At 72.4% G+C, this 23,605-nt stretch carries 17 protein-coding genes; 5 read left to right on the forward strand and 12 right to left on the reverse strand.

Annotation, left to right across the window (positions count from 1 at the left end; all coding sequences use genetic code 11):
• Nucleotides 1–62 precede the first annotated feature (62 nt).
• Nucleotides 63–1,979, forward strand: coding sequence for a 1-deoxy-D-xylulose-5-phosphate synthase (gene dxs, locus MUY22_RS26370; protein WP_247049026.1), 1,917 nt, complete (start codon nt 63–65; stop codon nt 1,977–1,979).
• Nucleotides 1,980–1,984: 5 nt separating this feature from the next.
• On the opposite strand, the gene MUY22_RS26375 is transcribed toward dxs, so the two are convergent.
• Genes MUY22_RS26375 through MUY22_RS26390 form a run of 4 tightly spaced genes read right to left on the reverse strand, consistent with a single transcriptional unit; the run spans nt 1,985 to nt 7,374 of the window.
• Complete coding sequence (locus MUY22_RS26375) at nt 1,985–3,337, reverse strand: aminobutyraldehyde dehydrogenase (protein WP_247049027.1); 1,353 nt, start codon at nt 3,335–3,337, stop codon at nt 1,985–1,987.
• Complete coding sequence (locus tag MUY22_RS26380) at nt 3,334–4,989, reverse strand: thiamine pyrophosphate-binding protein (protein ID WP_247049028.1); 1,656 nt, start codon at nt 4,987–4,989, stop codon at nt 3,334–3,336. Before MUY22_RS26380 ends, MUY22_RS26375 begins: the two co-directional genes overlap by 4 nt.
• Nucleotides 4,986–5,930, reverse strand: a complete 945-nt coding sequence (gene speB / locus MUY22_RS26385; protein ID WP_247049029.1) for an agmatinase — start codon at nt 5,928–5,930, stop codon at nt 4,986–4,988. Before speB ends, MUY22_RS26380 begins: the two co-directional genes overlap by 4 nt.
• Entirely contained in the window at nt 5,923–7,374 is a 1,452-nt protein-coding gene (locus MUY22_RS26390) for a sodium:solute symporter (protein ID WP_247049030.1), read from the reverse strand. Before MUY22_RS26390 ends, speB begins: the two co-directional genes overlap by 8 nt.
• A 107-nt stretch (nt 7,375–7,481) precedes the next feature.
• On the opposite strand from MUY22_RS26390, the gene MUY22_RS26395 reads away from it, so the two are divergent.
• The 4 genes from MUY22_RS26395 to MUY22_RS26410 all read left to right on the forward strand — a co-directional run bounded on the left by MUY22_RS26395 (nt 7,482) and on the right by MUY22_RS26410 (nt 11,591).
• On the forward strand, nt 7,482–8,996 hold the full coding sequence (locus MUY22_RS26395) for a PucR family transcriptional regulator (RefSeq protein WP_247049031.1): 1,515 nt from the start codon (nt 7,482–7,484) through the stop codon (nt 8,994–8,996).
• 237 nt (nt 8,997–9,233) lie between these two features.
• The gene (locus MUY22_RS26400; RefSeq protein ID WP_247049032.1) at nt 9,234–9,911 is read left to right on the forward strand and encodes a response regulator transcription factor; all 678 of its coding nucleotides are present in this window, start codon (nt 9,234–9,236) and stop codon (nt 9,909–9,911) included.
• Nucleotides 9,908–11,032, forward strand: a complete 1,125-nt coding sequence (locus tag MUY22_RS26405) for a cell wall metabolism sensor histidine kinase WalK (RefSeq protein WP_247049033.1) — start codon at nt 9,908–9,910, stop codon at nt 11,030–11,032. Before MUY22_RS26400 ends, MUY22_RS26405 begins: the two co-directional genes overlap by 4 nt.
• A 40-nt stretch (nt 11,033–11,072) precedes the next feature.
• A complete protein-coding gene (locus MUY22_RS26410) occupies nt 11,073–11,591 on the forward strand; it encodes a permease-like cell division protein FtsX (protein WP_247049034.1) in 519 nt (172 codons plus the stop codon).
• 61 nt (nt 11,592–11,652) lie between these two features.
• Here the strand turns inward: MUY22_RS26410 and MUY22_RS26415 are convergent, their stop codons facing one another.
• The 8 genes from MUY22_RS26415 to MUY22_RS26450 all read right to left on the reverse strand — a co-directional run bounded on the left by MUY22_RS26415 (nt 11,653) and on the right by MUY22_RS26450 (nt 23,218).
• Nucleotides 11,653–13,764 (reverse strand): 3-hydroxyacyl-CoA dehydrogenase NAD-binding domain-containing protein, encoded by a 2,112-nt coding sequence (locus MUY22_RS26415; protein ID WP_247049035.1) that lies wholly within the window; start codon nt 13,762–13,764, stop codon nt 11,653–11,655.
• Entirely contained in the window at nt 13,764–14,996 is a 1,233-nt protein-coding gene (locus MUY22_RS26420) for a thiolase family protein (RefSeq protein ID WP_247049036.1), read from the reverse strand. Before MUY22_RS26420 ends, MUY22_RS26415 begins: the two co-directional genes overlap by 1 nt.
• 107 nt (nt 14,997–15,103) lie before the next feature.
• Nucleotides 15,104–15,346, reverse strand: coding sequence for a hypothetical protein (locus MUY22_RS26425; protein ID WP_247049037.1), 243 nt, complete (start codon nt 15,344–15,346; stop codon nt 15,104–15,106).
• A 30-nt stretch (nt 15,347–15,376) separates the two neighbouring features.
• Nucleotides 15,377–16,606 carry a hypothetical protein gene (locus tag MUY22_RS26430; RefSeq protein ID WP_247049038.1) on the reverse strand — a complete coding sequence of 410 codons (1,230 nt, stop codon included), beginning with the start codon at nt 16,604–16,606 and terminating at the stop codon, nt 15,377–15,379.
• A 30-nt stretch (nt 16,607–16,636) separates the two neighbouring features.
• Nucleotides 16,637–18,232, reverse strand: a complete 1,596-nt coding sequence (locus MUY22_RS26435; RefSeq protein ID WP_247049039.1) for an allophanate hydrolase — start codon at nt 18,230–18,232, stop codon at nt 16,637–16,639.
• Nucleotides 18,229–21,756: an urea carboxylase gene (uca, locus tag MUY22_RS26440; protein WP_247049040.1), complete on the reverse strand. Its 3,528-nt coding sequence runs from the start codon at nt 21,754–21,756 to the stop codon at nt 18,229–18,231. The genes MUY22_RS26435 and uca overlap by 4 nt, the downstream gene beginning before the upstream one ends.
• Nucleotides 21,753–22,388, reverse strand: coding sequence for an urea amidolyase associated protein UAAP2 (locus MUY22_RS26445; protein ID WP_247049041.1), 636 nt, complete (start codon nt 22,386–22,388; stop codon nt 21,753–21,755). The genes uca and MUY22_RS26445 overlap by 4 nt, the downstream gene beginning before the upstream one ends.
• The gene (locus tag MUY22_RS26450; RefSeq protein ID WP_247049042.1) at nt 22,385–23,218 is read right to left on the reverse strand and encodes an urea amidolyase associated protein UAAP1; all 834 of its coding nucleotides are present in this window, start codon (nt 23,216–23,218) and stop codon (nt 22,385–22,387) included. Before MUY22_RS26450 ends, MUY22_RS26445 begins: the two co-directional genes overlap by 4 nt.
• Nucleotides 23,219–23,605 lie beyond the last annotated feature (387 nt).

Here is a 23,605-nt window from a genome sequence, read left to right on the forward strand (position 1 = left end):
CTCGGTGGCGGGTCTCCGTAGACTGGCCGGAACGTGGTCGTGGATGAGCGAGGTGGAGACGAGTGACGATGCTGGAGTCCGTCAGCGGACCGGCGGACCTGAAGCGCATGAGTGTCGAGGACCTCGGCGAACTGGCGGCCGAGATCCGGGACTTCCTCGTCGACAAGGTCCGCAGGGCCGGCGGGCACCTGGGGCCGAACCTCGGCGTCGTCGAGATGACACTGGCCCTGCACCGCGTGTTCGACTCCCCGCGCGACGCGATCGTCTGGGACGTCGGGCACCAGGCCTACGTCCACAAGATCGTCACCGGCCGCGCGGAGGGCTTCGACAAGCTGCGCCAGACCGGCGGCGTCACCGGCTACCCGTCGCGCGCCGAGAGCGAGCACGACTGGGTCGAGAGCAGCCACGCCTCCTCAGCACTGTCCTATGTGGACGGACTGGCGAAGGCGTTCGCGCTGGGCGACGACGAGCGGCACGCGGTCGCCGTCGTCGGCGACGGCGCGCTCACCGGCGGCATGTGCTGGGAGGCGCTCAACAACATCGCCGCGCACCGGGACCGTCCGGTCGTGATCGTCATCAACGACAACGGCCGGTCCTACTCGCCGACCATCGGCGGGCTCGCCGACCACCTCGCCGCGCTGCGCCTGCAGCCCGGGTACGAGCGCCTGCTCGACGGCGGCCGCGAGCTCCTCAAGCACACCCCCGTCGTCGGCAAGCCGATCTACGCCGCCCTGCACGCCGCGAAGGCCGGCCTGAAGGACGCGCTGAGCCCGCAGGCGATGTTCTCCGACCTCGGCCTGAAGTACCTCGGCCCGGTCGACGGCCACGACTTCGCCGCGCTGGAGAAGGCGTTCCAGAGCGCGAAGGCGTTCGGCGGCGCGGTGATCGTGCACGTGGTCACCGAGAAGGGCCACGGCTACGCGCCCGCGGTCAACAACGAGCACGACCAGATGCACCAGACCGACCCGATCGACCCGGAGACCGGCCTGCCGCCGGTGAAGGGCCCCAGCTGGACCGGCGTGTTCGGCGACGAGCTGGCGAAGATCGGCGCCGACCGCGACGACGTCGTCGCGATCACCGCGGCGATGCTGCGCTCGACCGGGCTGGACAAGTTCGCCGAGGCGTTCCCGGATCGCTGGTACGACGTCGGCATCGCCGAGCAGCACGCCGTCACCTCGGCCGCCGGCCTCGCCATGGGCGGGCTGCACCCGGTCGTCGCGATCTACTCGACGTTCCTCAACCGCGCGTTCGACCAGGTCCTGATGGACGTCGCGCTGCACCGCCTGCCGGTGACGCTGGTGCTGGACCGCGCCGGGATCACCGGGCCGGACGGGCCGAGCCACCACGGCATGTGGGACCTGTCGCTGCTGGGCATGGTGCCCGGCATGCGCGTCGCCGCGCCGCGCGACCCGGCCACGCTGCGCGAGGAGCTGCGCGAAGCGGTGGCGGTGGCCGACGGCCCGACCGCGCTGCGGTTCTCCAAGGGCAAGGTCGGCACGGACGTCACCGCGGTCGAGCGGCTCGGCACGGTCGACGTGCTGCGCCGCCCGAAGGAGGGCGCCGACGTCCTGCTGGTCACGGTGGGCGCGTTCGCCACGCTGGGCCTGGCCGCCGCGGCGCGCTTGGCCGACCAGGGCATCGGCGTCACGGTCGTCGACCCGCGCTGGGTGCTGCCGGTGCCCGCGGAGCTGGTCGCACTGGCCGAGCAGCACAAGCTGGTGGTGACGGTCGAGGACAGCGGCCGCCACGGCGGCTTCGGCTCGGCCCTGGCGGCGGTCTTCCGCGACGCCGAGTGCGACGTCCCGCTGCGCGACCTGGCCGTCCCGCAGACGTTCCACGACCTGGGCAGCCGCGACGAGGTCCTGACCCGCATCGGCCTCACCGCCCAGGACGTCGCCCGCCGGGTGACGGAGTGGGCGTCGGGCCGCATCGGCTCAGCGGAGGCGGCAGCGGAGAAGAAGGACGCGAACCGCAGCTGACCGGGCTAGGCGAACCGCGTCATCACGTGCTTGACGCGGGTGTACTCGGCGAAGGCGTACGCCGAGAGGTCCTTGCCGTGCCCGGAGTGGCCGAAGCCGCCGTGCGGCATCTCGGCGACCAGCGGGCCGTGCGTGTTGACCCACACGCAGCCGAAGTCCAGCTCGGCCGAGACGCGCGCGGCGGTCGCGAGGTCCCGCGTCCAGACCGACGACGCCAGCCCGTACGGCACGCCGTTGGCCAGCGCGACACCCTCGTCTTCGTCCGAAAAGGACTGAACGGTGACGACCGGCCCGAAGATCTCCTCCTGGACGATCTCGTCGTCCTGGCGCAGCCCGGAAACCACCGTGGGGGAGAAGTAGAACCCGCGGTCGCCGTGCTGAACCCCGCCGGTTTCGACGCGGGCGTGTGACGGCAGCCGCTCGAGCAGGCCCTGGACGCGGTCGAACTGCGCGCGGCTGTTGAGCGGGCCGTAGTCGACGCCCGGGGTCTGCGCGGCAGCGGTCTTCGCGAGCGAAGAAACGAAGTCGTCGTGGATCGAGGCGTGCACCAGCACCCGGCTGCCCGCGGTGCAGTCCTGCCCGGCGTTGTAGAACGCGGCGCCCACGATGCCTTCGGCCGTCGAGGCGAGGTCGACGTCGGGGAAGACCAGCAGCGGCGCGTTCCCGCCCAGCTCCAGGTGGGTGCGCTTGAGGTCGGCGGCCGCCACGGTGGCGACGTCGATGCCCGCCCGCGTCGACCCGGTGATCGAGACCAGCGCCGTGATCGGGTGCTTGACCAGGGCGCGGCCGGTGTCGCGGTCACCGGTCAGGACCGTGAACGCATCCGAAGGCAGGAACTCGGCGGCGACCTCGGCCAGCAGCACGGCCGTCGACGGGGTCGTCTCGGCGGGCTTGAGCACCACCGTGTTCCCCGCGGCCAGCGCCGGCGCGATCTTCCAGATCGCCATCATCAGCGGGTAGTTCCACGGCGCGATCTGCGCGCAGACCCCGACCGGCTCGCGGCGGATCACCGACGTGTGGCCGGCCGTGTACTCCCCGGCCGCGGTGCCTTCCAGCTGCCGCGCGGCGCCCGCGAAGAACCGCAGAGCGCTCACGCACTCCGGGATCTCTTCCTCCAGCACGACGGACCGGAACTTGCCCGTCTCGCGCACTTCCAGGTCGGCAAACTCTTCCGCACGCGCTTCCAGCGCGTCCGCGATCTTCAGCAGGGCGAGCTGCCGCTGCGCCGGGGTGCTGCGCCGCCACACCTCGAACGCCCGCGCGGCCGATTCGAGAGCGTTGTCCACATCGGACTGAGTGGCGATCGGGCTGGTGCCGAACACCTCGCCGGTCGCCGGGTCGGTCAGGTCGAGCGTCATGACTGCTCCAGGTGGGTCGGCTCGAACATCTTCAGCAGGGCGGGCAGGACCACGACGGACGGTCCCGGCGTGCGCAACGCCTCGGCGAGATCGGCGCCCACGGTGTCCAAAGTGGACAATTGAGCGGAGACGCCGAAAGACTGCGCCAGGGACACGAAGTCCGGCCGGGCCAGCTCGGTGGCCGTCGACTGCCCGAAGGCGCCGGTGAGGTACTCGCGGAGGATGCCGTACCCGCCGTCGTCGACGATCAGCCACGTGACGTCCAGGCCGTGCTGGACGGCGGTGGCCAGCTCCGCGACGCTGTACATCGCGCCGCCGTCACCGGACACGGCCAGCGTGGGCCCGCCGGTCGCGGCCGCGCCGCCGAGCGCACCCGGCAGGCCGTAACCGAGGCCGCCCGCGCCCTGCGCCGTGTGGATCGGCGCGCCTTCGGGGTTCCACACCGACCAGGCCCAGTACGCGGCGATCGTCATGTCCCAGTACGTCTGCGTGCCGTCGGGAACGGCCGCGCGGACGTCGTCGACGAGCTTGCGTTCGACGGCCAGATCCTGACCGTCCAAACGCGACTTCACCCGTGACAGCAAGGAAGCGACCGCCGCTTCCGCGCGACCGTCCGAACGCCGCATCGGCACCCACTCCAGGAGCGCCTGCAGCGTGAGGCGGACGTCGGCGTGGATGCCCAGGCCCGGGTAGTTCGACTCCAGCTTGCCCAGGTCGGCCTCGACCTGGATCACGCGCCCCCGCGGCGCGAACTCGCGGTAGTTGCTGGACAGCTCGCCGAGCCCGGAGCCCAGCACGAGCAGCACGTCGGCGTCGGCGAGGAACTCCGTGCTGTGCCAGTCCTCCAGCCACGACTGCCCGGACAGCTCGTGGTCCCAGCCGAAGACGCCCTTGCCGCCGAAGGTCGACAGCACAGGCGCGCGCAGAGCTTCGGCGAGCGCCGCCAGCTCGGCGTGGGCGCCGGACCGCAGCGCGCCGCCCCCGGCGAGGATGACCGGGTTCGACGCCGCGGCCAGCAGGTCCGCCGCCGCGGTGACCAGCTCGGGCAACGGAGCGAGTGGCACGGGCGCGGCGGCTACCGACGTGATCGGCGGGACGCCGGCCGGGCCGAGCAGCACGTCCTGGGGGATCTCGACCCAGACCGGACCGTAGGGCGCGGTCGAGGCCGACGTCCAGGCTTCGCGCAAGGCCGAAGGGATCTGGCTCGCGCGGCGCACGACGTGCACCGACTTCACGACGCCCGCGAAGCTCGCCTGCTGGTCCGGCAGCTCGTGCAGGTAACCGTGCCGGCCGCCGCCGAGGCCGGCCACCGGGATCTGGCTGGAGATCCCGAGCACCGGCACCGACGCCGCGCGGGACTCCTGCAGGGAAGCCAACGTCAGCAGCGCGCCGGGGCCGGTGGAGACGACGAGCGGCGTCACCGGGACCGGGCCGTCCGGGTTCGCCGCGAGCCGCGCGCGGGCGTGCCCGTCGGCGGCGAAGGCGAGGTTGTTCTCGACGCGCCCGCTGATCACGCGCAGGTCGTCGGCGCGCCGCAGGGCTTCGAACAGGCCCAGGGCGTGCTGCCCCGGCAGGCCGAAGACCGTGTCGGCGCCCAGGGCGCGCAGCGTTTCGACGACGACGTCGCCGCCGATGCGTTCGGTGTCCGTCATGCGCTCTTCCCCAAGGTCAGCAGGCTCACCAGGTCGTAGGCGACGTGGGAGGCCGCGATGGCGGTGATCTCCGCGTGATCGTAAGCGGGGGCCAGTTCGACGACGTCGGCTCCGATCAGGTTGAGGTCGCGCAGGCCGCGCAGGATCTCCAGCAGCTCGCGGCTGGTCATCCCGCCGGCTTCGGGGGTGCCCGTGCCGGGGGCGTGGGCCGGGTCGAGGACGTCGATGTCGACGGAGACGTACAGCGGCCGGTCGCCGATCCGCTGCCGCAGCGCGTCCACGGTCTCGTCGACGCCGCGGCGCAGGACGTCGCCGGAGGTGACGATGCCGAAGCCGAGGCGGCGGTCTTCTTCGAGGTCCCGTTTGCCGTACAACGGCCCGCGCGTGCCGACGTGCGACAGCGCGCTCGTGTCGAGGATGCCCTCCTCCGACGCCCGCCGGAACGGCGTGCCGTGGGTGTACGGCTCGCCGAAGTAGGTGTCCCAGGTGTCGAGGTGCGCGTCGAAGTGCAGCAGCGCCACCGGTCCGTGGCGCTTGGCCGCGGCGCGCAGCAGCGGCAGCGCGATCGTGTGGTCGCCGCCGACGGTCACCAGCCGCGTCCCGTTCGCCTGCAGCGCTTCGGCTTCCTGCTGCAGGACCTCGATCGCCTCGCCGATGTTGAACGGGTTGACGGCGATGTCACCCGCGTCCACCACCTGCATCTCGGCGAACGGCGAGACGTCCAGCTCCGGGTGGTAGGGCCGCAGCAGCCGGCTCGCCTCGCGGACGGCGGCCGGGCCGAACCGCGCGCCGGGCCGGTAGGACACCCCGGAGTCGAAGGGCACCCCGACGACGGCGACGTCGGCGCGCTCGACCTGGTCGATCCGCGGCAGCCGCGCGAAGGTGGCGAACCCGGCGAACCGGGGGATCCGCGACGAGTCGAGGGGTCCGACGTTAGGCACTGGCAGGCTCCTGTTCGCGGGGTGGGACGGACGTGTCCTCGCCGTTGAGACGGCGGGTCCAGGTGGTCAGGATCGAGTCGGCCGTGCGGGGTGTGGCGAAGCTGACGGCCAGGTAGACCAGCAGGCTCGCGCCCAGCCCCCAGTAGATCGGGGTGTTGGCCTCGACGCCGTCGATGATCATGAACGTCACCACGGACACCGTGCCCGCGATCATCGAGGCGTACGCGCCCTGGCGGGTGCCGCGCTTCCAGAACAGCGCGCCGACGATCGCCACCAGCAGGCCGCCGACGAGGATGTCGTAGGCGATGGTGAGCGCGTTGACGACGTCGTCGACGATCATCGCGATGCCGATCGCGACCAAGCCGAGCACGAGCGTGGTGATCCGGTTGCGGCGGACCTCGCCGGTCTCGCTGTTCTTCAGGCCCAGCTTGGTCAGCAGGTCCGACGTCGTGGTGGTGGCGCAGGCGATCAGCGCGCCGCTGGCGGTCGACATCATCGCCGAGAGCGCGGCGGCCAGCACCAGACCGCGGACGCCGGTCGGCAGCAGCCGTTCGACGATCGTCGCGAAGGCGTCCTGCGCGCTGCCGAGGTCCGGGTAGAGCGCGTGGGCGGCCATTCCGATCAGCGCGCCGGCGACGCCGTAGACCAGGCAGTAGACGCCGGAGGTGATGCCGCCGGACGTCGCGATCGCCGGCGTGCGGGCGGTGAACACCCGCTGCCAGATGTCCTGGCCGATGAGCAGGCCGAAGGTGTAGATCACGAAGTACGTGACGATCGTGTCCGTGCCGATCGAGGTGAAGCTGAAGAAGCTCGCGTCGAGCTTCTCGCTCATGCCGCTGAAGCCGCCGGCGGAGCTGATCGCGACCGGCAGCAGGATCGCCAGGATGCCGATGGTCTTGATGACGAACTGGGCGATGTCGGTGAGCGTGATCGACCACATGCCGCCGAGCACCGAGTAGAGCACCACGATCGCGCCGCCGACGGCGATGCCCGCCCAGTTCGGCAGGTCGAACAGCACCTTGAAGATGGTGGCGAAGGCCAGCGTCGAGGTCACCGTGAGCATCAGGGTGTAGCCCCACATCACGACGCCGGACACCGCGCTGGTGTTGCCGCCGTACCGCAGGTCGAGCATCTCGCCGACGGTGTAGACCTTGAGCCGCACCAGCCGCCGCGCGAACACCGCGTGCAGCACCAGGATGCCGACGCCGATGGTGAGCACCAGCCAGGCGCCCGAGATGCCGTAGGTGTAGCCGAGCTTCACGCCGCCGACGGTGGACGCGCCGCCGAGCACGACGGCCGACATCGTGCCGGAGTACATGAACCAGCCCAGCCGCCGCCCGGCGACGAGGTAGTCGGACTTCGTCTTCGCGAGCCGGAGGCCGTACCCGCCGACTCCGAGCATCCCCGCGATGTAGAGCGCGATGACCACATAGTCCCCGGTCACGGCGGTCCTCCTTACCTCTTCGGGTGGTGTTCGGGTCACCGTAGGTTCGCGGGCCACTCCTGCGGCATGGGACGATCGATCCTTCGTCTGCTGTAGGTGAGGACGTAATGACCCAGAACGCGGATCCGTGGTCCACCGAAGTGAATGTCCCGTTACGGGACGTCGTCGGCAACCGGGAGCTCGCGCTCGACGTCGTCCCCGAGACGCTGCGGCCGGGCGCGCTCGACGCCCCGGTGCGCTGGGCGCACGTCAGCGAGCTGCGGGACCCCGCGCCGTACCTGATCGGCGAGGAGCTGATCCTCACCGCCGGGGTGAACCTGCCCGACGACGTCGACCGGTACGTGCGCGGGCTGCGCGAGGCCGGCGTGACGGCGCTCGGTTTCGGGCTCACCCCGACCGTCTCCGAGACGCTGCCCGAGCCGCTGCGCCGGGCGTGCGCGCGGCACGGGCTGCCATTGCTGGTGGTGCCGCCGCGGACGCCGTTCCTGGCGATCAACCGGGCCGTCTCGGTCGCGCTGACCGAGGCGGGCCAGCGGGAGCAACGGCGGATCACCGCGGCCCGGGAAGCCCTGACGCGCGCGGCGGGCGGCGGGCTCGGCGAGCTGACGGAAGCGCTTGCGGAGAGGCTGCGGTCCTGGGTCGCGCTGGTCGGCGCCGGGGACGTGCTGGCCTCGGCCCACGACGCGCCGGCGCCGTTGCCGCCCGAGGTGCGCGAGCTCGTCGCCACCGTGCGGGCGGGGAGCGGGATCCGCAGCGCGACGACCGAGCTGACGGGCGGCGACGGCGTCGTTTTCGTCGTGGTCCAGCCGGTCTACCCGCAGGCGACGGCGTCGCACCTGGTGGTCACCGGCCGCGCCGCCCGGTTCGACAGCGCCGACCGCGCGATCCTCGCCGTCGGCGCGGCCCTGCTCGGCCTGGTCGGGCGCGCCGGTTCGGACGCGGCCGAACTGGGCGCGGCGGCGACCGGGCTGCTGCTCGGGCGGGCGTCGGCCGACGGCGTCGCGCGGGCCGTCCTGGGGTCGGACGTCTGCCGGCTGGTCGCCGGGACGCCGTACCGCCGCGGGCCCGGCGAGGTGGCGTTGCGCCCGGACTGGCTGCGCGCCCGGCTGGACACGCCGCTGGTCGAGGTCCGGCCCGGCCCGCGTTTCGTCGCGATCACCGGTCCGTCACCGGGAGATCTGGAGGACCTGCGCGCACACGGCTGGCTCGCGGCGGCCGGGTCGCCGGTCCCGGCCGAACGCTTGGCCGAAGCCGTGGCGGAGGTCGAGCTGCTGTTGGAACGCGCGGTGGCCCTCGGCCGCCCGGTGCTCGCCGGCAGCGGCCCGCTCGACTTCGACGCCCTGGTGGCGCCGGACGCGTCCCGCGCGTTCGCGGCCCGGACCCTGGAACCGCTGCTGGCCCTGGACCGAGCGGGGGACCGGGAGCTGGTGCCGACGGTGCGCACGTGGCTGGCCCACCACGGCGGCTGGGAGGCGACCGCGACGGCGCTGGGCGTGCACCGCAACAGCGTCCGGCACCGGATCGCCCAGGTGGAACGCGCGCTCGACGTGGACCTGGCGGACCCGGAGACCCGGATGCGGCTGTGGTTCGCCCTGCGCTGGGCCACACATGACGTGACCTAGCCGGTCGACGCCTGCCGTAACACGTGCCGGTCCGGCGACGACTCGGCCGCCGCCGGTCAGGTGGCCGGCGGGAATGACCGGCGCCACCATCGAAGACGGCAACGGCACGACGATCGACCGGACCTTCAACTCCGCGGCGGACTTCCTGAGCTCGGGCCGACCTCCTCCCGGCCGAGCCACACCCGACGCACACGGTCCTTAAAGGGCACTCTCAGGAAAATATGGGATTGTGGTCCGGTGCGAGTTTTGGTAGTCGAGGACGAAGAACCCCTGGCCGACGCGATCGCCCGTGGCTTGCGCCGCGAAGGCATGGCGGTGGACGTCGCGCTCACGGGTGACGACGGTCACGAGAAGGCCGCCGTCACGCGGTACGACGTCGTGTTGCTGGACCGGGACCTGCCCGGGATGTCCGGTGACGAGCTGTGCCGCGAGATCGTCGCGTCCGGCGAGCTGACGCGGGTGCTGATGCTGACCGCGAGCAGTTCGGTGTCGGACCGGGTCGAGGGGCTGTCGCTCGGGGCCGACGACTACCTCGCGAAACCGTTCGCCTTCCCCGAGCTGGTCGCGCGGGTGCGGGCGCTGGGCCGCCGCGCCACGCCGGCCGCGCCGCCGTTGCTGACGGCCGGGGACGTCGAGCTGGACCCGGCGAAGCGCACCGTGCGCCGCGCCAGCGGGCCGGTCGAGCTGACCCGCAAGGAGTTCGGCGTCCTCGAGGTGCTGCTCTCGGCCGCCGGTTCGGTGGTCAGCAGCGAAGAGCTGCTCGAACGGGTCTGGGACGAGAACGCCGACCCGTTCACCACGACCGTCCGGGTCACCGTCATGACGCTGCGCAAGAAGCTCGGCGAGCCGGGGATCATCGAGACGGTCGTCGGCTCCGGGTACCGGGTGCCGGAGCCCGGCACGCCGCGCGCGTGAACCTGCCGGGCACCCGCAGCCTCCGCGCCCGGATCACCCTGCTGGCGACCGTGCTGGTCGCCGCCGTCAGCCTGCTGCTGCTCTGGCTGGCCTGGACGCTGGTACGGGACTCGCTCGACGCGGTCCCGCAGATGCCGCCGGGCAGCACCGTGGTCGTCGACGGCTTCCAGGTGGACGCCTCGACGCTCGCGGAGCACCTGCGCGTGCACGCCCGCAACCGGATGCTGCTGTTCGGGTCGCTGGCGTTCCTGCTGGTGGTCGCGGCCGCGGCGATCCTCGCCTGGACGTTCACCTCGCGCGTGCTGCTGCCGCTGCGCGAGATCACCGGCACGGCGCGGCGGCTGTCGGTCGAGTCGATGGGGGAGCGGATCGGCGAGGTCCGCCCGCGCGACGAGCTGGCCGAGCTGGCCGGCACGTTCGACGACATGCTCGACCGGCTGCAGGCCGCGTTCGACGCGCAACGCCACTTCGTCGCGAACGCGAGCCACGAGCTGCGGACGCCGTTGTCGGTGATCCGCACGGAACTGGACGTCACGCTCGCCGACGAGGAAGCCGACGTCGCCGAGCTGCGCCGGATGGGCGGCGTGGTCCGCGACGCGACCGAACGCGCCGGCCAGCTCGTCAACTCGCTGCTGCTGCTGGCCCGCACGGACGGCGCGGGCCTCGGCGTCCGCGAGCCGGTGGACCTGGTGGTGGTCGTCGACCGCGCCTGGCGCTCGGCCCGCGTCGAGGCCGAGCAGCGCGGGATCCGGGCGTCGTTCACGATGGCGCCGGCGCCCACGTTCGGCGATCCCGCGCTGCTGGAACGGATCGCGGGCAACCTGCTGGAGAACGCCGTGCGCCACAACGTCGAGCACGGCTGGCTGGACGTCACGACCCAGCCGGGCCCGCAGTGGTCGGTGCTGCGGGTCCGCTCGTCGGGTGGCCTCGTGGACCCGGCCGCGGTGCCGGAGCTGTTCGAGCCGTTCCGCCGCGCGGGCGTGGCCCGCACGGCCCGGTTCGGCGCGGGACTGGGGTTGTCGATCGTCCGCGCGGCGGTCGCGGCGCACGGCGGGAGCGTGGCGGCGGAGCCGATCGTCGGCGGCGGGCTGGCGGTGACGGTGCACCTGCCCGTCGGCTAGCGGTCGCGCGCGAAGAGCCGGGTGTGCTGTGATTCCTGGCGTGGACGCGAAACCGCGGTCGTTGCCCCGGATCCTGGTGCCGGTCGTCGCGGTGGCCCTGGCCGCCGGGGTCGGGCTGGCGTTCTTCGTCGCGGCGCTGCTGCGGCCGCCCGATCTGCCGGTGGACACGAACCCCGGGCCGCTGGCCGGGCACAACCTCTGCGCGTCGGTCGCGGTGTACTTCCGGACCGACGAGGAGATGCGGGACGCCGCGGGAAGGTTCCGCGACGACCCGAAGGCGCGGCGGGTGTTCGTCCAGACCAAAGCGGAGGCGTTCGCCCGGTTCAAGGACGTCTTCAAGGACCAGCCCGAATTGCTGCAGCTGACCACGCCGGACGCGTTGCCCGCGTCGGTGTCGCTGCTCGCGGTGCCCGGCACGGACCTGGACGCCTGGGCGCGGGAGCTGCACGCCCGCTTCCCGAACGCCGACCAGGTGCAGGTCAACGACCTGAACGCGGCGGCGACGCGGCTGAAGGTCACCGCACCGCCGCCGAAGTGCCCCCGGGAGGGCGAGTACTGAAAGCCGTGAAGGCCTCCTTACCGGCCATAAGAGCCGGTAAGGAGGCCTTCACGGCTTTACCTCAGGAAGCCGGGACCGACGCGACGCCGGGGGCGAGGAACGGCTTGCCGTTCATCCGCTCGGACACACCCGAGCGGTCCAGGTACGGCGTGATGCCGCCGTTCCAGAACGGCCAGCCGGCGCCGAGGACCAGGCACAGGTCGATGTCCTGCGCCTCGGCGACGACGCCCTCGTCGAGCATGATCCGGATCTCCTCGGCGATGGCGGAAAGGGCGCGCTCACGCACCTGCTCCGCCGTCGACGGCTTGTCGCCCTGCGTCCACAGCTCGACGACCTCGGGGTCCGGCGACTGGTTGCCCTGGGCATCCCAGACCCAGACGCCCTTCTTGCCCGCCTTGACGAACTTGGCGAGGTTGTCGCTGACCGTGAACCGGTCCGGGTACGCCTCGTGCAGCGTCTCGCCGACGTGCAGCGCGATGGCCGGGCCGACGAGCTGCATCAGCGTCAGCGGCGACATCGGCAGGCCGAGCGGCTCGAGCGCGCTGTCGGCGACCTCGAACGGCGTGCCCTCGTCGACCGCCACCAGCACCTCGCCGAGGAAGCGCAGCAGGAGCCGGTTGACCACGAACGCCGAAGCGTCCTTCACCAGCACGCTGGACTTCTTCAGCTGCTTGCCGACCGAGAACGCCGTCGCGAGCGACGCGTCGTCGGTCTGCTCGCCGCGGACGATCTCCAGCAGCGGCAGCACGGCCACCGGGTTGAAGAAGTGGAAGCCGACCACGCGCTCGGGGTGCTGCAGCTTCGACGCCATCGCGGTGATCGACAGCGACGACGTGTTGGTCGCCAGGATCGCTTCGGCGGAGACGTGCTGCTCCAGCTCGGCGAACACCTGCTGCTTGACGCCCAGCTCCTCGAACACGGCCTCGATGACGAAGTCGGCGTCGGCGAACGCGGCCTTGTCGAGCGAACCGGAGACCAGCGCCTTGAGCCGGTTGGCGCCGTCCGGGGAGACGCGCTTCTTGGCCAGCAGCTTGTCGATCTCGTCGTGGACGTACCCGACACCCTTGTCGACGCGCGCCTGGTCGACGTCGGTCAGCACGACCGGCACCTTGAGGCGGCGCACGAACAGCAGCGCGAGCTGGCTGGCCATCAGGCCGGCGCCGACGATGCCGACCTTGTTCACCTTGCGCGCCAGGTTCCTGTCCGGCGCGCCGGCCGGGCGCTTGGCGCGCTTGTTGACCAGGTTGAACGAGTACAGCCCGGCGCGCAGGACGTCGGACATGAGCAGCTCGGCCAAGCCGTCGGTCTCCGCCGCGTAGCCCCGGTCGAGGTCGTTCTCGCGGGCCAGCTCCAGCAGCTCGACGGCCTTGGTCGCGCCCGGCGACGCGCCGTGCGTGCGACCGTCCACAAGGGACTTGGCCCGCGCGATGGCGTTGTCCCACTCCGCGCCGCGGTCGATCTCGCGACGGGCCGGGGTGATCTCGCCGTTGACCACGCGAGCCAGCCACAGCAGCGACTGCTCGAGGTAGTCCGCCGAGCCGAAGACGGCGTCGACGATGCCCAGCTCGGCCGTCTTCTTGACGGTGAGCATCTTGTTCTGCGCCAAGGCGTTCTCGATGATCACCGTGACGGCGGCGTCCGGCCCGATGAGGTTCGGCAGCAGCTGCGTGCCGCCCCAGCCCGGGAACAGGCCGAGGAAGACCTCGGGGAACGCGATCGCGGCGGTGTTCTCCGAGAGCGTCCGGTAGTGGCATGACAGCGCCAGCTCGAGGCCGCCGCCCATGACCGCGCCGTTGACGAACCCGAACGTCGGGATCTTCGTCTCGGTGAGGCGGCGGAAGACGTCGTGCCCGGTCTGGGCGATCTCGCGCGCCAGCTTCGGGTCGCTCACGGACTCGACACCCGAGAGGTCCGCGCCGACGGCGAAGATGAACGGCTTGCCGGTGACGGCGATCGCGGCCGGCTCGGCCTCGAACGCCTTGTCCAGTGCGGTGTTGAGCGACACGAGCCCCTGCGGGCCGAAGGTGTTCGGCCGGGTGTGGTCGTGGCCGTTGTCGAGGGTGATCAGGGCGACCGGTTTGGTGAGCCCGGGCACCTTGACCAGCCGCGTGACGGCATTGGTGACGACCTCGTCGGGGAACGCGGCCTTCGCTTCTTCAGCGGTGAAAGTCATTACTTCGCCCCCTCGAACGCCGGGTTCTCCCAGATCACGGTGCCGCCCATGCCGATGCCGATGCACATGGTGGTGATGCCGTACTGCACGTCGGGCCGCTCGGCGAACTGGCGCGCGAGCTGCGTCATCAGCCGGACGCCGGAGGAGGCCAGCGGGTGGCCGCAGGCGATCGCGCCGCCCCACTGGTTGACGCGCGGGTCGTCGTCGGCGATGCCGAAGTGGTCGAGGAAGGCCAGCACCTGCACGGCAAAGGCCTCGTTGATCTCGAACAGGCCGATGTCGTCGATGGAGAGGCCCGTGCGCTTGAACAGCTTCTCGGTGGCCGGTACCGGGCCGATGCCCATGACCTCGGGCTCGACGCCGGCGAAGGAGTAGCCGACCAGCCGCATCGCGACAGGCAGGCCCAGCTCGCGGGCGGTGTCCTCGTCGGCCAGCAGCGACGCGGTCGCGCCGTCGTTGAGGCCCGCGGCGTTGCCGGCGGTGATCCGGCCGTGCGGGCGGAACGGCGTCTTCAGCCCGGCGAGGGTCTCGAGGGTGGTGCCGGGCCGCGGCGGCTCGTCCTCGGTGGCCAGGCCCCAGCCCAGTTCCTTCGAACGCGTGGCGACCGGAACCAGTTCGGGGCCGATCTTGCCGGTCTTGACGGCTTCGGCGTAGCGCTCCTGGCTGCGCGCGGCGAACGTGTCGGTGCGCAGCTTGGTGATGTCCGGGAACCGGTCGTGCAGGTTCTCGGCGGTCTGGCCCATGACGAGCGCGGTCGGGTCGACCAGCTTGTCGGCGATGATCCGCGGGTTCGGGTCGACGCCTTCGCCCATCGGGTGGCGGCCCATGTGCTCGACGCCGCCGGCGATCGCGATGTCGTAGGCGCCGAAGCCGATGCCGGACGCGGTGGTCGTGACGGCCGTCATGGCGCCGGCGCACATCCGGTCGAGGGCGAAACCGGGCACCGACTTCGGCAGCCCGGCGAGCAGCGCGGCGGTGCGGCCGATGGTCAGGCCCTGGTCGCCGATCTGCGTGGTGGCGGCGATGGCCACCTCGTCGACGCGCTCGGGCGGCAGCTCCGGGTGCCGCCGCAGCAGCTCCCGGATGGCGTTGACGACCAGGTCGTCGGCGCGGGTCCCGGCGTAGATGCCCTTGTCGCCGGCCTTGCCGAAGGGGGTCCGTACCCCCTCGACGAAGGCGACGTTGCGTACCCCTCGCGCGTTCGGCGCAAGCGGCGTTGCTGGTGCGGCCACGAATACTCCATCAAGTCGACAGGGTTGACAGCCGCAGAGTAGCCCTTGTTACCCGTGGGTAACCAGTGGTGTGGCCCGGTCGAGTGGGGTAAGGCACACTCACGGGGTCATCGTCTGTCCCTTGACGAGCCAGGCGAGCCCGAACGCCCGCACCAGAAAGCGCCTCGCTGTTCGGAGTGCTCGCCGTCGCGGGGAACCAGCCGCAGGCAGAAGCAGGCCAGGCTCAGGAAGAACACCGTGGCGAACGCGAGGTGCAGGACGCCGGCGGTCCGGTCCCAGCCCGAGACGTCGCCGCCCGGGGGTGTGGTCGCCGTCGTCATGGCCGCTTCCGGGAGTCGTCCGTGATTCATCGGCACACCCGCGGCGAAGTCTGAGGGTCGTTACCGAGCGGACGACCAGATCCGCAGCCGATCGTTACCCAGCTCGGCGAAGGTGCCGTCACGGTGCGCGGTGGGCCGGAAGTCTTCGGCGAACCCGATCCGGGCGCCGGTGATGGGATCCCAGACCTCGAACCCGGCCTCGGCGGTGACGTGCAGCAGGCCGCGATGGGCCCACATCGCGCCGGCGGGCCCGGCGAACATCCCGATCCGGCGGTCGGCCCCGGCGTCGCGGAGCTCGACGCCGTCGAGCATCGGCTCGTCCTCGCCGATGCCTTGCAGCGCAACGGTGTTCTCGTCGACCCAGGCCATCGGCCGGTTCCAGCAGTAGCCGCGGTCGGCGAGCATGCGCCCGTGTTCGGGCGCGTGCCGCTCACCCGCGAGCCACGCCTCGCAGTCGATCGCCAGCGGCACCCCCACCGGGTGCCAGGCCCAGCCGTCGACGAGCAGGACGCGCCCGGACGGGCTCGGCCGCAGCGCGCCGAAGAAGTAGTCGAGGTAGTGCTCGGGGTTCTCTTCACGGGTCGTGACGCGGTCGGTGAGCAGGCGGCCGGTGGCGGCGTCGAAGACGTCGAGCCGGTTCCAGTCGGTGGCCGCGACGACCAGCGGGCCGGTGCCGCCGTCGAGGAACGCGACGGGGAACCGGGTCGTGTCGGCGTGGTAGTCCTGCCGGTCCAGCGCCAGGGTCACCGCGCCCGAGGCGAGGTCGACGACCGCGCCGTGGCTGCCGTAGTCGGTGACCACGGCGGCGAACCGGCCGTCTCCGCTCGTGTACAGCGCCGGTCCGCGGACGTGGCCCGCCCACTCGCGCGGGGGTTCCGGCGGCACGTCGACCGGCCCGATGAGCCGGGGTTCGCCGTCGATCTCGACCAGGCCTTCCGTGGTGAGCGCGAGCCAGCCGTCCGGCAGGGGCGCGAGGCACTGGTCGTTCAGCGGGGTGACCGGGCAGGACGTCGTCGTCCAGGCGCCGCGGAGGTCCCGGTCGTGCCGGAGGATCCCGGGGGTGCCGCGCCAGCCGAGGTCCGCATCGGCCTCGGCCCGGTCGAAGCAGCCGACGCACGCGTCGAGCAGTTCGGGGGCGTCGAGGTCGGCGCACGCCTTGCAGAGCAGGTCGTACCGGGTCGCGACGCCGGTGAGCACGCGGAAGCAGTCAGGTCCGTTGTCGGTGGTCAGATGGGCGCAGACACGCGCCCCGGCGGCCGGTGCGAGATGGCCGCACGATAGAGCTTTCACCACTCCAGTGTGCCCCGGCGCGCACCTGATTTATCGCGCCGCCAGGTACGCCGGCCAGCCGCCGGTGGCGGAGATGTCCTTCGCGCTTTCGGTAGCCGACGGTTCGCACAGGAAGCCCGGCACCTCGCGGCCGTCCGTCAGTTCGACCTTGCCGATGGCCAGCGGCGACGGGATCCGCGAGACGAACTCGCCGAAGCCCCGCACGGGAAGCGACCAGACCTCCGCCGCCACCGGCACGCCGTCCGCGGGGACGCGCACCAGGCCCGGCTTCGGTGGCACAGTGTCCAACGCGTACAGCCGGTACGAAGCCGCTGTGTCCACTTCGGACACGAACCGGCCGCCGCGAGACGTCAGCTCGTGGTTCAGCGGCTGCCCGCGAAGGTGCGCGCCGACCACGACGATCGGGACACGCGCGCCCGGCAGCGAGGCCAGCGCCGTCAGCTTCAGGTCGTCGTGCGGAGCGCCGACCAGCATGACGCCGAACGGCCGCCCGGCCACCGTCCCCGCCGGGACCGCCAAGGCCGACAGCCCGAACAGGTTGGTGGAGTTGCTGAACCGGCCGAGGCGCGCGTTGACCGCGACCGGATCGGCGGCGACCTCGGCGAGGGTGGGGTGCTCGGTGGTCGTCGGGAGCAGGAGCGCGTCGACGCCGGCCAGCGTGGCCAGGGCTTCGGTGCGCAGCCCGGCCAGGGTGTCCTGGTCGGCGAACAGCCGGTGCGCGCGGATGTCCCGGGCGCCGGTGATGATGCCGTGCACCACGGGGTCGCAGTCGTCCGGGTGGGACTCCAGGAACTCGCCGACCGCCGTGTAGCGCTCGGCGACGAACGCGCCGCCGTACAAGAGGTGCGCCGCGTCCAGGAACGCCGAGATGTCCACAGTGGTCACTTCGGCGCCCGCCGCCGCGTAGTCCTCGACCGTCGCCGCGAACGCGTCCGCCCAGCCGGGCGCGAGCGGGCCGAGTTCCGCGGGCACGCCGATGCGGAACCGTCCCGTGTGGACCTGCGCGGGCTCGGCCAGGCACGTCAGCGCGAACGCCGCTTCCTCGACCGTCCGCGCGAAGAGCGAGACGCAGTCGATGCTGCGGCACGCGGGCACGACACCCTCGGTCGGCAGCAGGCCCGGCGTCGGCTTGAGCCCGACGATCCCGTTGAACGCCGCCGGTACCCGTCCGGAACCCGCGGTGTCGGTGCCCAAGGCCAGGTCGGCGATCCCGAGAGCCACCGCCACCGCCGATCCCGAGCTGGACCCGCCCGAGACGTACGCCGGGTCGACGGCGTTGCGGACCGCGCCGTACGGGCTGCGCGTGCCGACCAGCCCGGTCGCGAACTGGTCCAGGTTCGTCGTGCCGAGCACCAGCGCGCCGGCCGCCCGCAGCCGCGCCACGACCGGTGCGTCCGCGGCCGGCCGGTACGCGTACGCCGGGCAGCCCGCCGTCGTCGGCAGCCCGGCGACGTCGATGTTGCCCTTCACCGCGACGAGCGTCCCGTAGAGCGGCAGCCCGCGCTCTTCCAGCGTGGCCGCCTCGGCCAGCACGTCGGCTTCCGGCCGCAGGTCGATCCAGATCTCCGGCCGGTCGACCTGCTCGATCCGCCGGTAAGCCGCGCGCACCCGCTCCAGAAGGCTCATCCCAGCACCACCAACGGCGTACCGGGCGCCACCTGGTCACCGGGGGACACGAGCACGTCGACCACCTTCCCGCCGGCCGGCGCCGGGATCCGCGCCTCCGTCTTCATCGCTTCCAGGGTCACCAGCGGCTGCGCGTCCTCGACGCGCTGGCCCACCGAGACGTCCACCCGCCACACGGTCGCCGCGAACGGCGCCTCGACGACGTGGCCGCCCGGCGGGGCCTCGACGCGCGCCGGGGGGCGCGTCACCGGTTCCGGCTTCGGGTCGAACTCGCCCGCCGCCGCCCACGCCCGCCGCTCGGCCTCGAACGCCGCCGTCTGCGTCGCCCGGAAGTCCGCGATGCTCGACGCGTTGCCGGCCAGAAACTCCTGGTAATCGGCGAGGGCGAACGAACCGTCGGTGACGTCCAGCTCCAGCTGACCGGCCGACGAACGCGCCCGCAGGTCCAGCAGCTCGTCGGCGGACACGGGGTACCAGGAGATCCGGTCGAAGAACCGCAGCAGCCACGGCTGTTGCGCGCCCCGCCAGCTGTTCCAGACCGGCACGGTCCGCCCGACGAACTGGTAGCCGCCCGGCCCCTCCATCCCGTAGATACAGAGGTACGCGCCGCCGATGCCGACGGAGTTCTCCGCCGTCCACGTCCGCGCCGGGTTGTACTTCGTCGTGACCAGCCGGTGCCGCGGGTCCAAGGGTGTCGCGACCGGTGCGCCCAGGTAGACGTCGCCGAGCCCGAGCACCAGGTACTCGGCGTCGAAGACCGTCCGGTAGACGTCGTCCACACTGGACAGTCCGTTGACGCGCCGGATGAACTCGATGTTCCACGGGCACCACGGCGCGTCGTCGCGCACGCCCGTCATGTACCGCTCGATCGCCTCGCGCGTGGCCGGGTCGTCCCACGACAGCGGGAGCCGCACGCTGCGGCTCGGCACCACGAGGTCGTGCGTCGGCGGCAGGTCGCGTTCCAGCTCGCGCACCAGGCCGAGCGCCTTGCCGACCGGCAGCGCGTCCGGGTCGACGTGCACCTGCAGCGACCGGATGCCCGGCGTCAGGTCGACGATCCCCGGGACGCCCTCGGCCGCGAGCCGCTCGGCGAGGGCGTGCACCCGCATCCGCAACGCCAGGTCGAGCTTCATCTCGCCGTACTCGACGAGCAGGTTGTCGTCGCCGCTGCGCCGGTAGGTGACGGCCGGCTCGTCGTCCGAAGAGGACAGTCGTGTGAGGACACCGCCGTCGTGGCGCGCGGTCCGGCTCGGCTCGATCGCCGCCGCGGGCCGCGTGCGCAGGGCCGCCGCGTGATCGGCGTCGATCGGCACGAACCGCACGGTGTCGCCCGGCCGCAGCTGCCCGAGCTTCCACCGCTCGCCGGTGGCGACCGTCGCCGGGCAGACGAACCCGCCGAGGCTGGGGCCGTCCGGACCGAGCAGGATCGGCAGGTCGCCGGTGTAGTCGACGGCGCCGATCGCGTACGGCGTGTCGTGGATGTTCGACGGGTGCAGCCCCGCCTCACCACCGTCCGCGCGGGCCCACTCCGGCCGCGGGCCGACGAGCCGGACACCGGTGCGCGCCGAGTTGAAGTGGACCTGCCAGTCCGTGGCGTAGAACGTGTCGACGTCCTCGGGGGTGAAGAACTCCGGGGCCGCGTGCGGTCCTTCGAGCGCGCCGATCGTCCAGTGCGACGCGAAGTCCGGGCGATCGGTCACCGGCCCGACGACGGGATCCGCGGGCACCGGGCCGAGCTGCAGCACGTCGCCCGCGGCCAGCGCACGGCCGCCGTGCCCGCCGAAACGGCCCAGGGTGAACGTCGCGGTGCTGCCGAGGAACTCCGGCACGTCGACGCCGCCGCGCAGCAGCACATAACTGCGCAGCCCGGCCGTGCACGCCCGGACGTCGAGGGTCGCCCCCGAGGGCACCTCGACGGGTGTCCACAAGGGAACCTCGGTGCCGTCCACGAGGACGGTCGCCGGCGCGCCGGTGACGCACACCTGCGTGGCGTGCGAGAACCGCAGCGCGACACCGTCCACAGTGCACTCCAGGCCGGGCGCGCCCTCGGGGTTGCCCAGCGCGAGGTTGCCCAGCCGCAGCGAACGGTCGTCCATCGGCCCGCTCGGCGGCACGCCGACGTGCCAGTACCCGGTGCGGCCCGGCCAGTCCTGCACGGTCGTCATGGTCCCGCCGCGCACGACGTCGATCCGCGGTTCGGCGTCCTCGACGTCGTCCAAAGTGGACGTGTCGTGCGTCGCGGCGCCGAACGCCGGATCGGCGGCCGCGGCTCGCAGCTGCCCGAGGTTGGTCCCGACGCCGTCGACGCGCGTCTCGTCGAGGGCCGTGCGCAGGTTCGCCAGGGCGTCCGCGCGGTCGGTGCCGGTGCAGATCACCTTGGCCAGCAACGGGTCGTAGTGCGTGGTGACGGTCGTGCCCGGCTCGACCCAGGTGTCCACCCGGGCGCCGGCGGGCCGGGTGAACCGCGTGACGAGGCCCGCGCTCGGCCGGTGGCCGGCACTCGGGTCCTCGGCGTACACGCGCGCCTCGACGGCGTGCCCGCGCGCCACCGGCACGGCCCGGAACATCGCGCGGTCGCCTTGGGCGAGCCGCAGCATCCAGGCGACCAGGTCGACGCCGTACACCGCCTCGGTGACCGGGTGCTCGACCTGCAACCGGGTGTTGACCTCGAGGAACGCCGCCTCACCGCGCTCCGGGTCGTAGACGTACTCGACCGTGCCCGCCGAGCGGTACCCGACCGAAGAACACAGCGCGACGGCCGAGTCGACCAGGCGACGGCGAACGGCGTCGGGCAGATCCGGCGCCGGGCACTCCTCGACGACCTTCTGGTTGCGCCGCTGCAGCGAACAGTCGCGCGTGCCGAGCGCGAGGACCTCGCCGAAGCCGTCGCCGAACACCTGGACCTCGACGTGCCGGGCGCGGCGCACCAGCCGTTCCAGGAACACCCCGGAGCTGGCGAAGCTCTTGGCCGCGATGCTTTGCACGTCGTCCCACGCGAGCCGCAGCTCCCCGGGCGTGGCGCACGCGCGCATCCCGATCCCGCCGCCCCCGCCGGTCGCCTTGAGCATCACCGGGTAGCCGATCTCCGCCGCGCGGGCCACCGCTTCGTCCACATCGGACAGCAGGCCGGTGCCGGGCAGCAGCGGGACGCCCGCCGCGATCGCCGCCTCGCGCGCGGTGTGCTTGCTGCCGAACACCTCCAGGTACTCGGGCGACGGCCCGGCGAAGACGAGCCCGGCGTCCTCGCAGGCCCGCGCGAACGCGGCGTCCTCGGAGAGGAACCCGTACCCCGGGTGGACGGCGTCACAGCTGGTCTCGAGCGCGGCCGCGATGATCGCGTCGGAGCGCAGGTAGCTCTCCGCCGCGGGTGCCGGGCCGAGCCGGACGGCCCGATCGGCGAGCCGCACGTGCGGGGCCAGGCGGTCGGCGTCCGAGTACACCGCGACGGTTTCGAGGCCCAGTTCCTTCGCGCTGCGCAGGATCCGGACCGCGATCTCGCCGCGGTTGGCGACGAGCAGTCTCACACCCCGCCTCCGGCAGCCGTCACGACCAGCCGGACCGGCGTCGGGTCGAACCCGTTGCACGGGTTGTTGATCTGCGGGCAGTTCGACACCAGCACCAGGACGTCGGTCTCGGCGCGCAGCCGGACCTCCAGGCCGGGCGCGGAGATCCCGTCGACGATGCCGAGGGTGCCGTCCGCCTCGACCGGCACGTTCATGTACCAGTTGACGTTGCTGACGAGGTCGCGCTTGCCGAGCCCCCACTTCGCGCCTTCGCCGAGGAAGTTCTCGACGCAGGCGTGCTGGAACCGGGTGTGCTGGCCGTAGCGGAGGCTGTTGGACTCCTTGCTGCACGCGCCGCCGAGCGTGTCGTGGCGCCCGCAGGTGTCGGCGACGACGGTCAGCAGCGGCGCGCCCTCCTGGGTGCGCAGCACGCTGCCGGTGGTCAGGAAGATGTTGCGCTGCGCGGCGATCGTCGCCGCGGCGCTGTAGCGCTTCGCCGTGTCGTTCGCGTCGTAGCAGAGGAAGTCGACGGCCTGGTTGCCGCCGAGGTCGACGATCGACAGTTCCTGCCCCTGCTTCAGCACGAGGGAGAACGGCGCCCGTGCGGGGACGTCGAAGGTGAGCTCCAGCTGGGACTCGTACGCGGTGCTCACGCGATCCCCCTCGCGGCCAGGTAGTCGGCGGTGTTCTCGAAAGCGCGCTGCGATTCGGGCGTGTGCGTCCATTCGGGACTGTCCGGAGTGGACGGCTGATCGCGCCAGGCGAGCACTTCGAGCTTGGTCGCCGTGTAGCCCGGCCGCGGGTCGACCGGGTGCGGCACGTTCACGAGCAGCGCGATCGACGGGATCTCGATCCGCAGGTCGACGGACTTCCCGGCGCCCGCGGAGCCGGTGAACTCCAGCTCGCCCGCGGCACCCACGCGCACGCCCTGGAAGAACGAGAGACTCGGCGGCAGATCGCGCGGGCCGAGCCCGTTCTTCGCCGCGGCCAACGTGAACAGCGGGAGCCCGGCGGGGGAGGGGCCCTGCGGGGCGCCGTCGCCGTAGTGTTCGGTGTTGCCGTCCACAGTGGACGTCCCGCACAGCGCGTCGTGCCGGCCGCTCGAGTCCGCGACGATCGTCGCGAGCACCCGGGCCTGGTCCGACAGCAGCGCCACGGACCCGCCGAGGTAGGCGTTCCACTGCACCTTCACCGTGTCGGCGACGTTGAGCCGCTCCCAGGGCTGATCGGCGTTGAACAGCAGCAGGTGCGCGCACGCGTCGCCCTCGACGTCGGTGAGCCGCAGCCGGGTGCCCCGGGCCAGCACCTTGTGCGTGTACCCGCCACCGGCGACCGTCTCGGCCCAGGTCAGCGCCTCGGGTGCGACCCCCGGTGGCGGTGACGGCCACGTGCTCGCCGGGATCGACGGCATCGTGTCGACGACGGTGCCCGCCTGGGCGCGGGCGTGGTCACGCGCGCCGTAGGTGGTCGCGGTCGTGCTCATCGGACGTCCTCTCGGGTAGCGGGTTCGAGGGCGGGAGCGGGGCGTGGCCGCAGCCGGCGGACCGCGCCGATCACGAGCGCGCCGCCGACGAACTCTAGCGGGAACAAGGGCGTCCGAGGACGCCCGAACCGGACAGATCGGAGATCTCCGCACGTCGCCGGCCGATGTTCACGACCATCGTCGGGCCGCGGGCGACGGCTGCCGCGGCCGGCTGAAGCCGGCCGGCTCGTCGATCATGGACGCTCCCCGTGTCATGGTTTCGATCGTACGACAGAAATTAAGCCGACGGCAGGGCGTGACGATCTCCACGGTGTTGCCACTCGGTTAACCGATCCGCCGACCGGCCGTCAACGATGACACCCCGGCGTAACGCCACCTCGGTGATCA

Origin of the sequence: Amycolatopsis sp. WQ 127309 (genome assembly GCF_023023025.1) — a bacterium.
In the GTDB taxonomy this organism is placed as follows: Bacteria; Actinomycetota; Actinomycetes; order Mycobacteriales; family Pseudonocardiaceae; genus Amycolatopsis.

Excerpts from the sequence above, each read along its gene's own strand:
- MUY22_RS26375 (WP_247049027.1), bottom strand. The coding sequence starts at position 3,337 with ATGACGCTCGACCTGACCGACCCGGCGACCGGCGAGGTGTTCGGCACC.
- MUY22_RS26380 (WP_247049028.1), bottom strand. The coding sequence starts at position 4,989 with ATGACGGACACCGAACGCATCGGCGGCGACGTCGTCGTCGAAACGCTG.
- MUY22_RS26395 (WP_247049031.1), top strand. The coding sequence starts at position 7,482 with ATGACCCAGAACGCGGATCCGTGGTCCACCGAAGTGAATGTCCCGTTA.
- MUY22_RS26415 (WP_247049035.1), bottom strand. The coding sequence starts at position 13,764 with ATGACTTTCACCGCTGAAGAAGCGAAGGCCGCGTTCCCCGACGAGGTC.
- MUY22_RS26425 (WP_247049037.1), bottom strand. The coding sequence starts at position 15,346 with ATGAATCACGGACGACTCCCGGAAGCGGCCATGACGACGGCGACCACA.
- MUY22_RS26435 (WP_247049039.1), bottom strand. The coding sequence starts at position 18,232 with ATGAGCCTTCTGGAGCGGGTGCGCGCGGCTTACCGGCGGATCGAGCAG.
- MUY22_RS26450 (WP_247049042.1), bottom strand. The coding sequence starts at position 23,218 with ATGAGCACGACCGCGACCACCTACGGCGCGCGTGACCACGCCCGCGCC.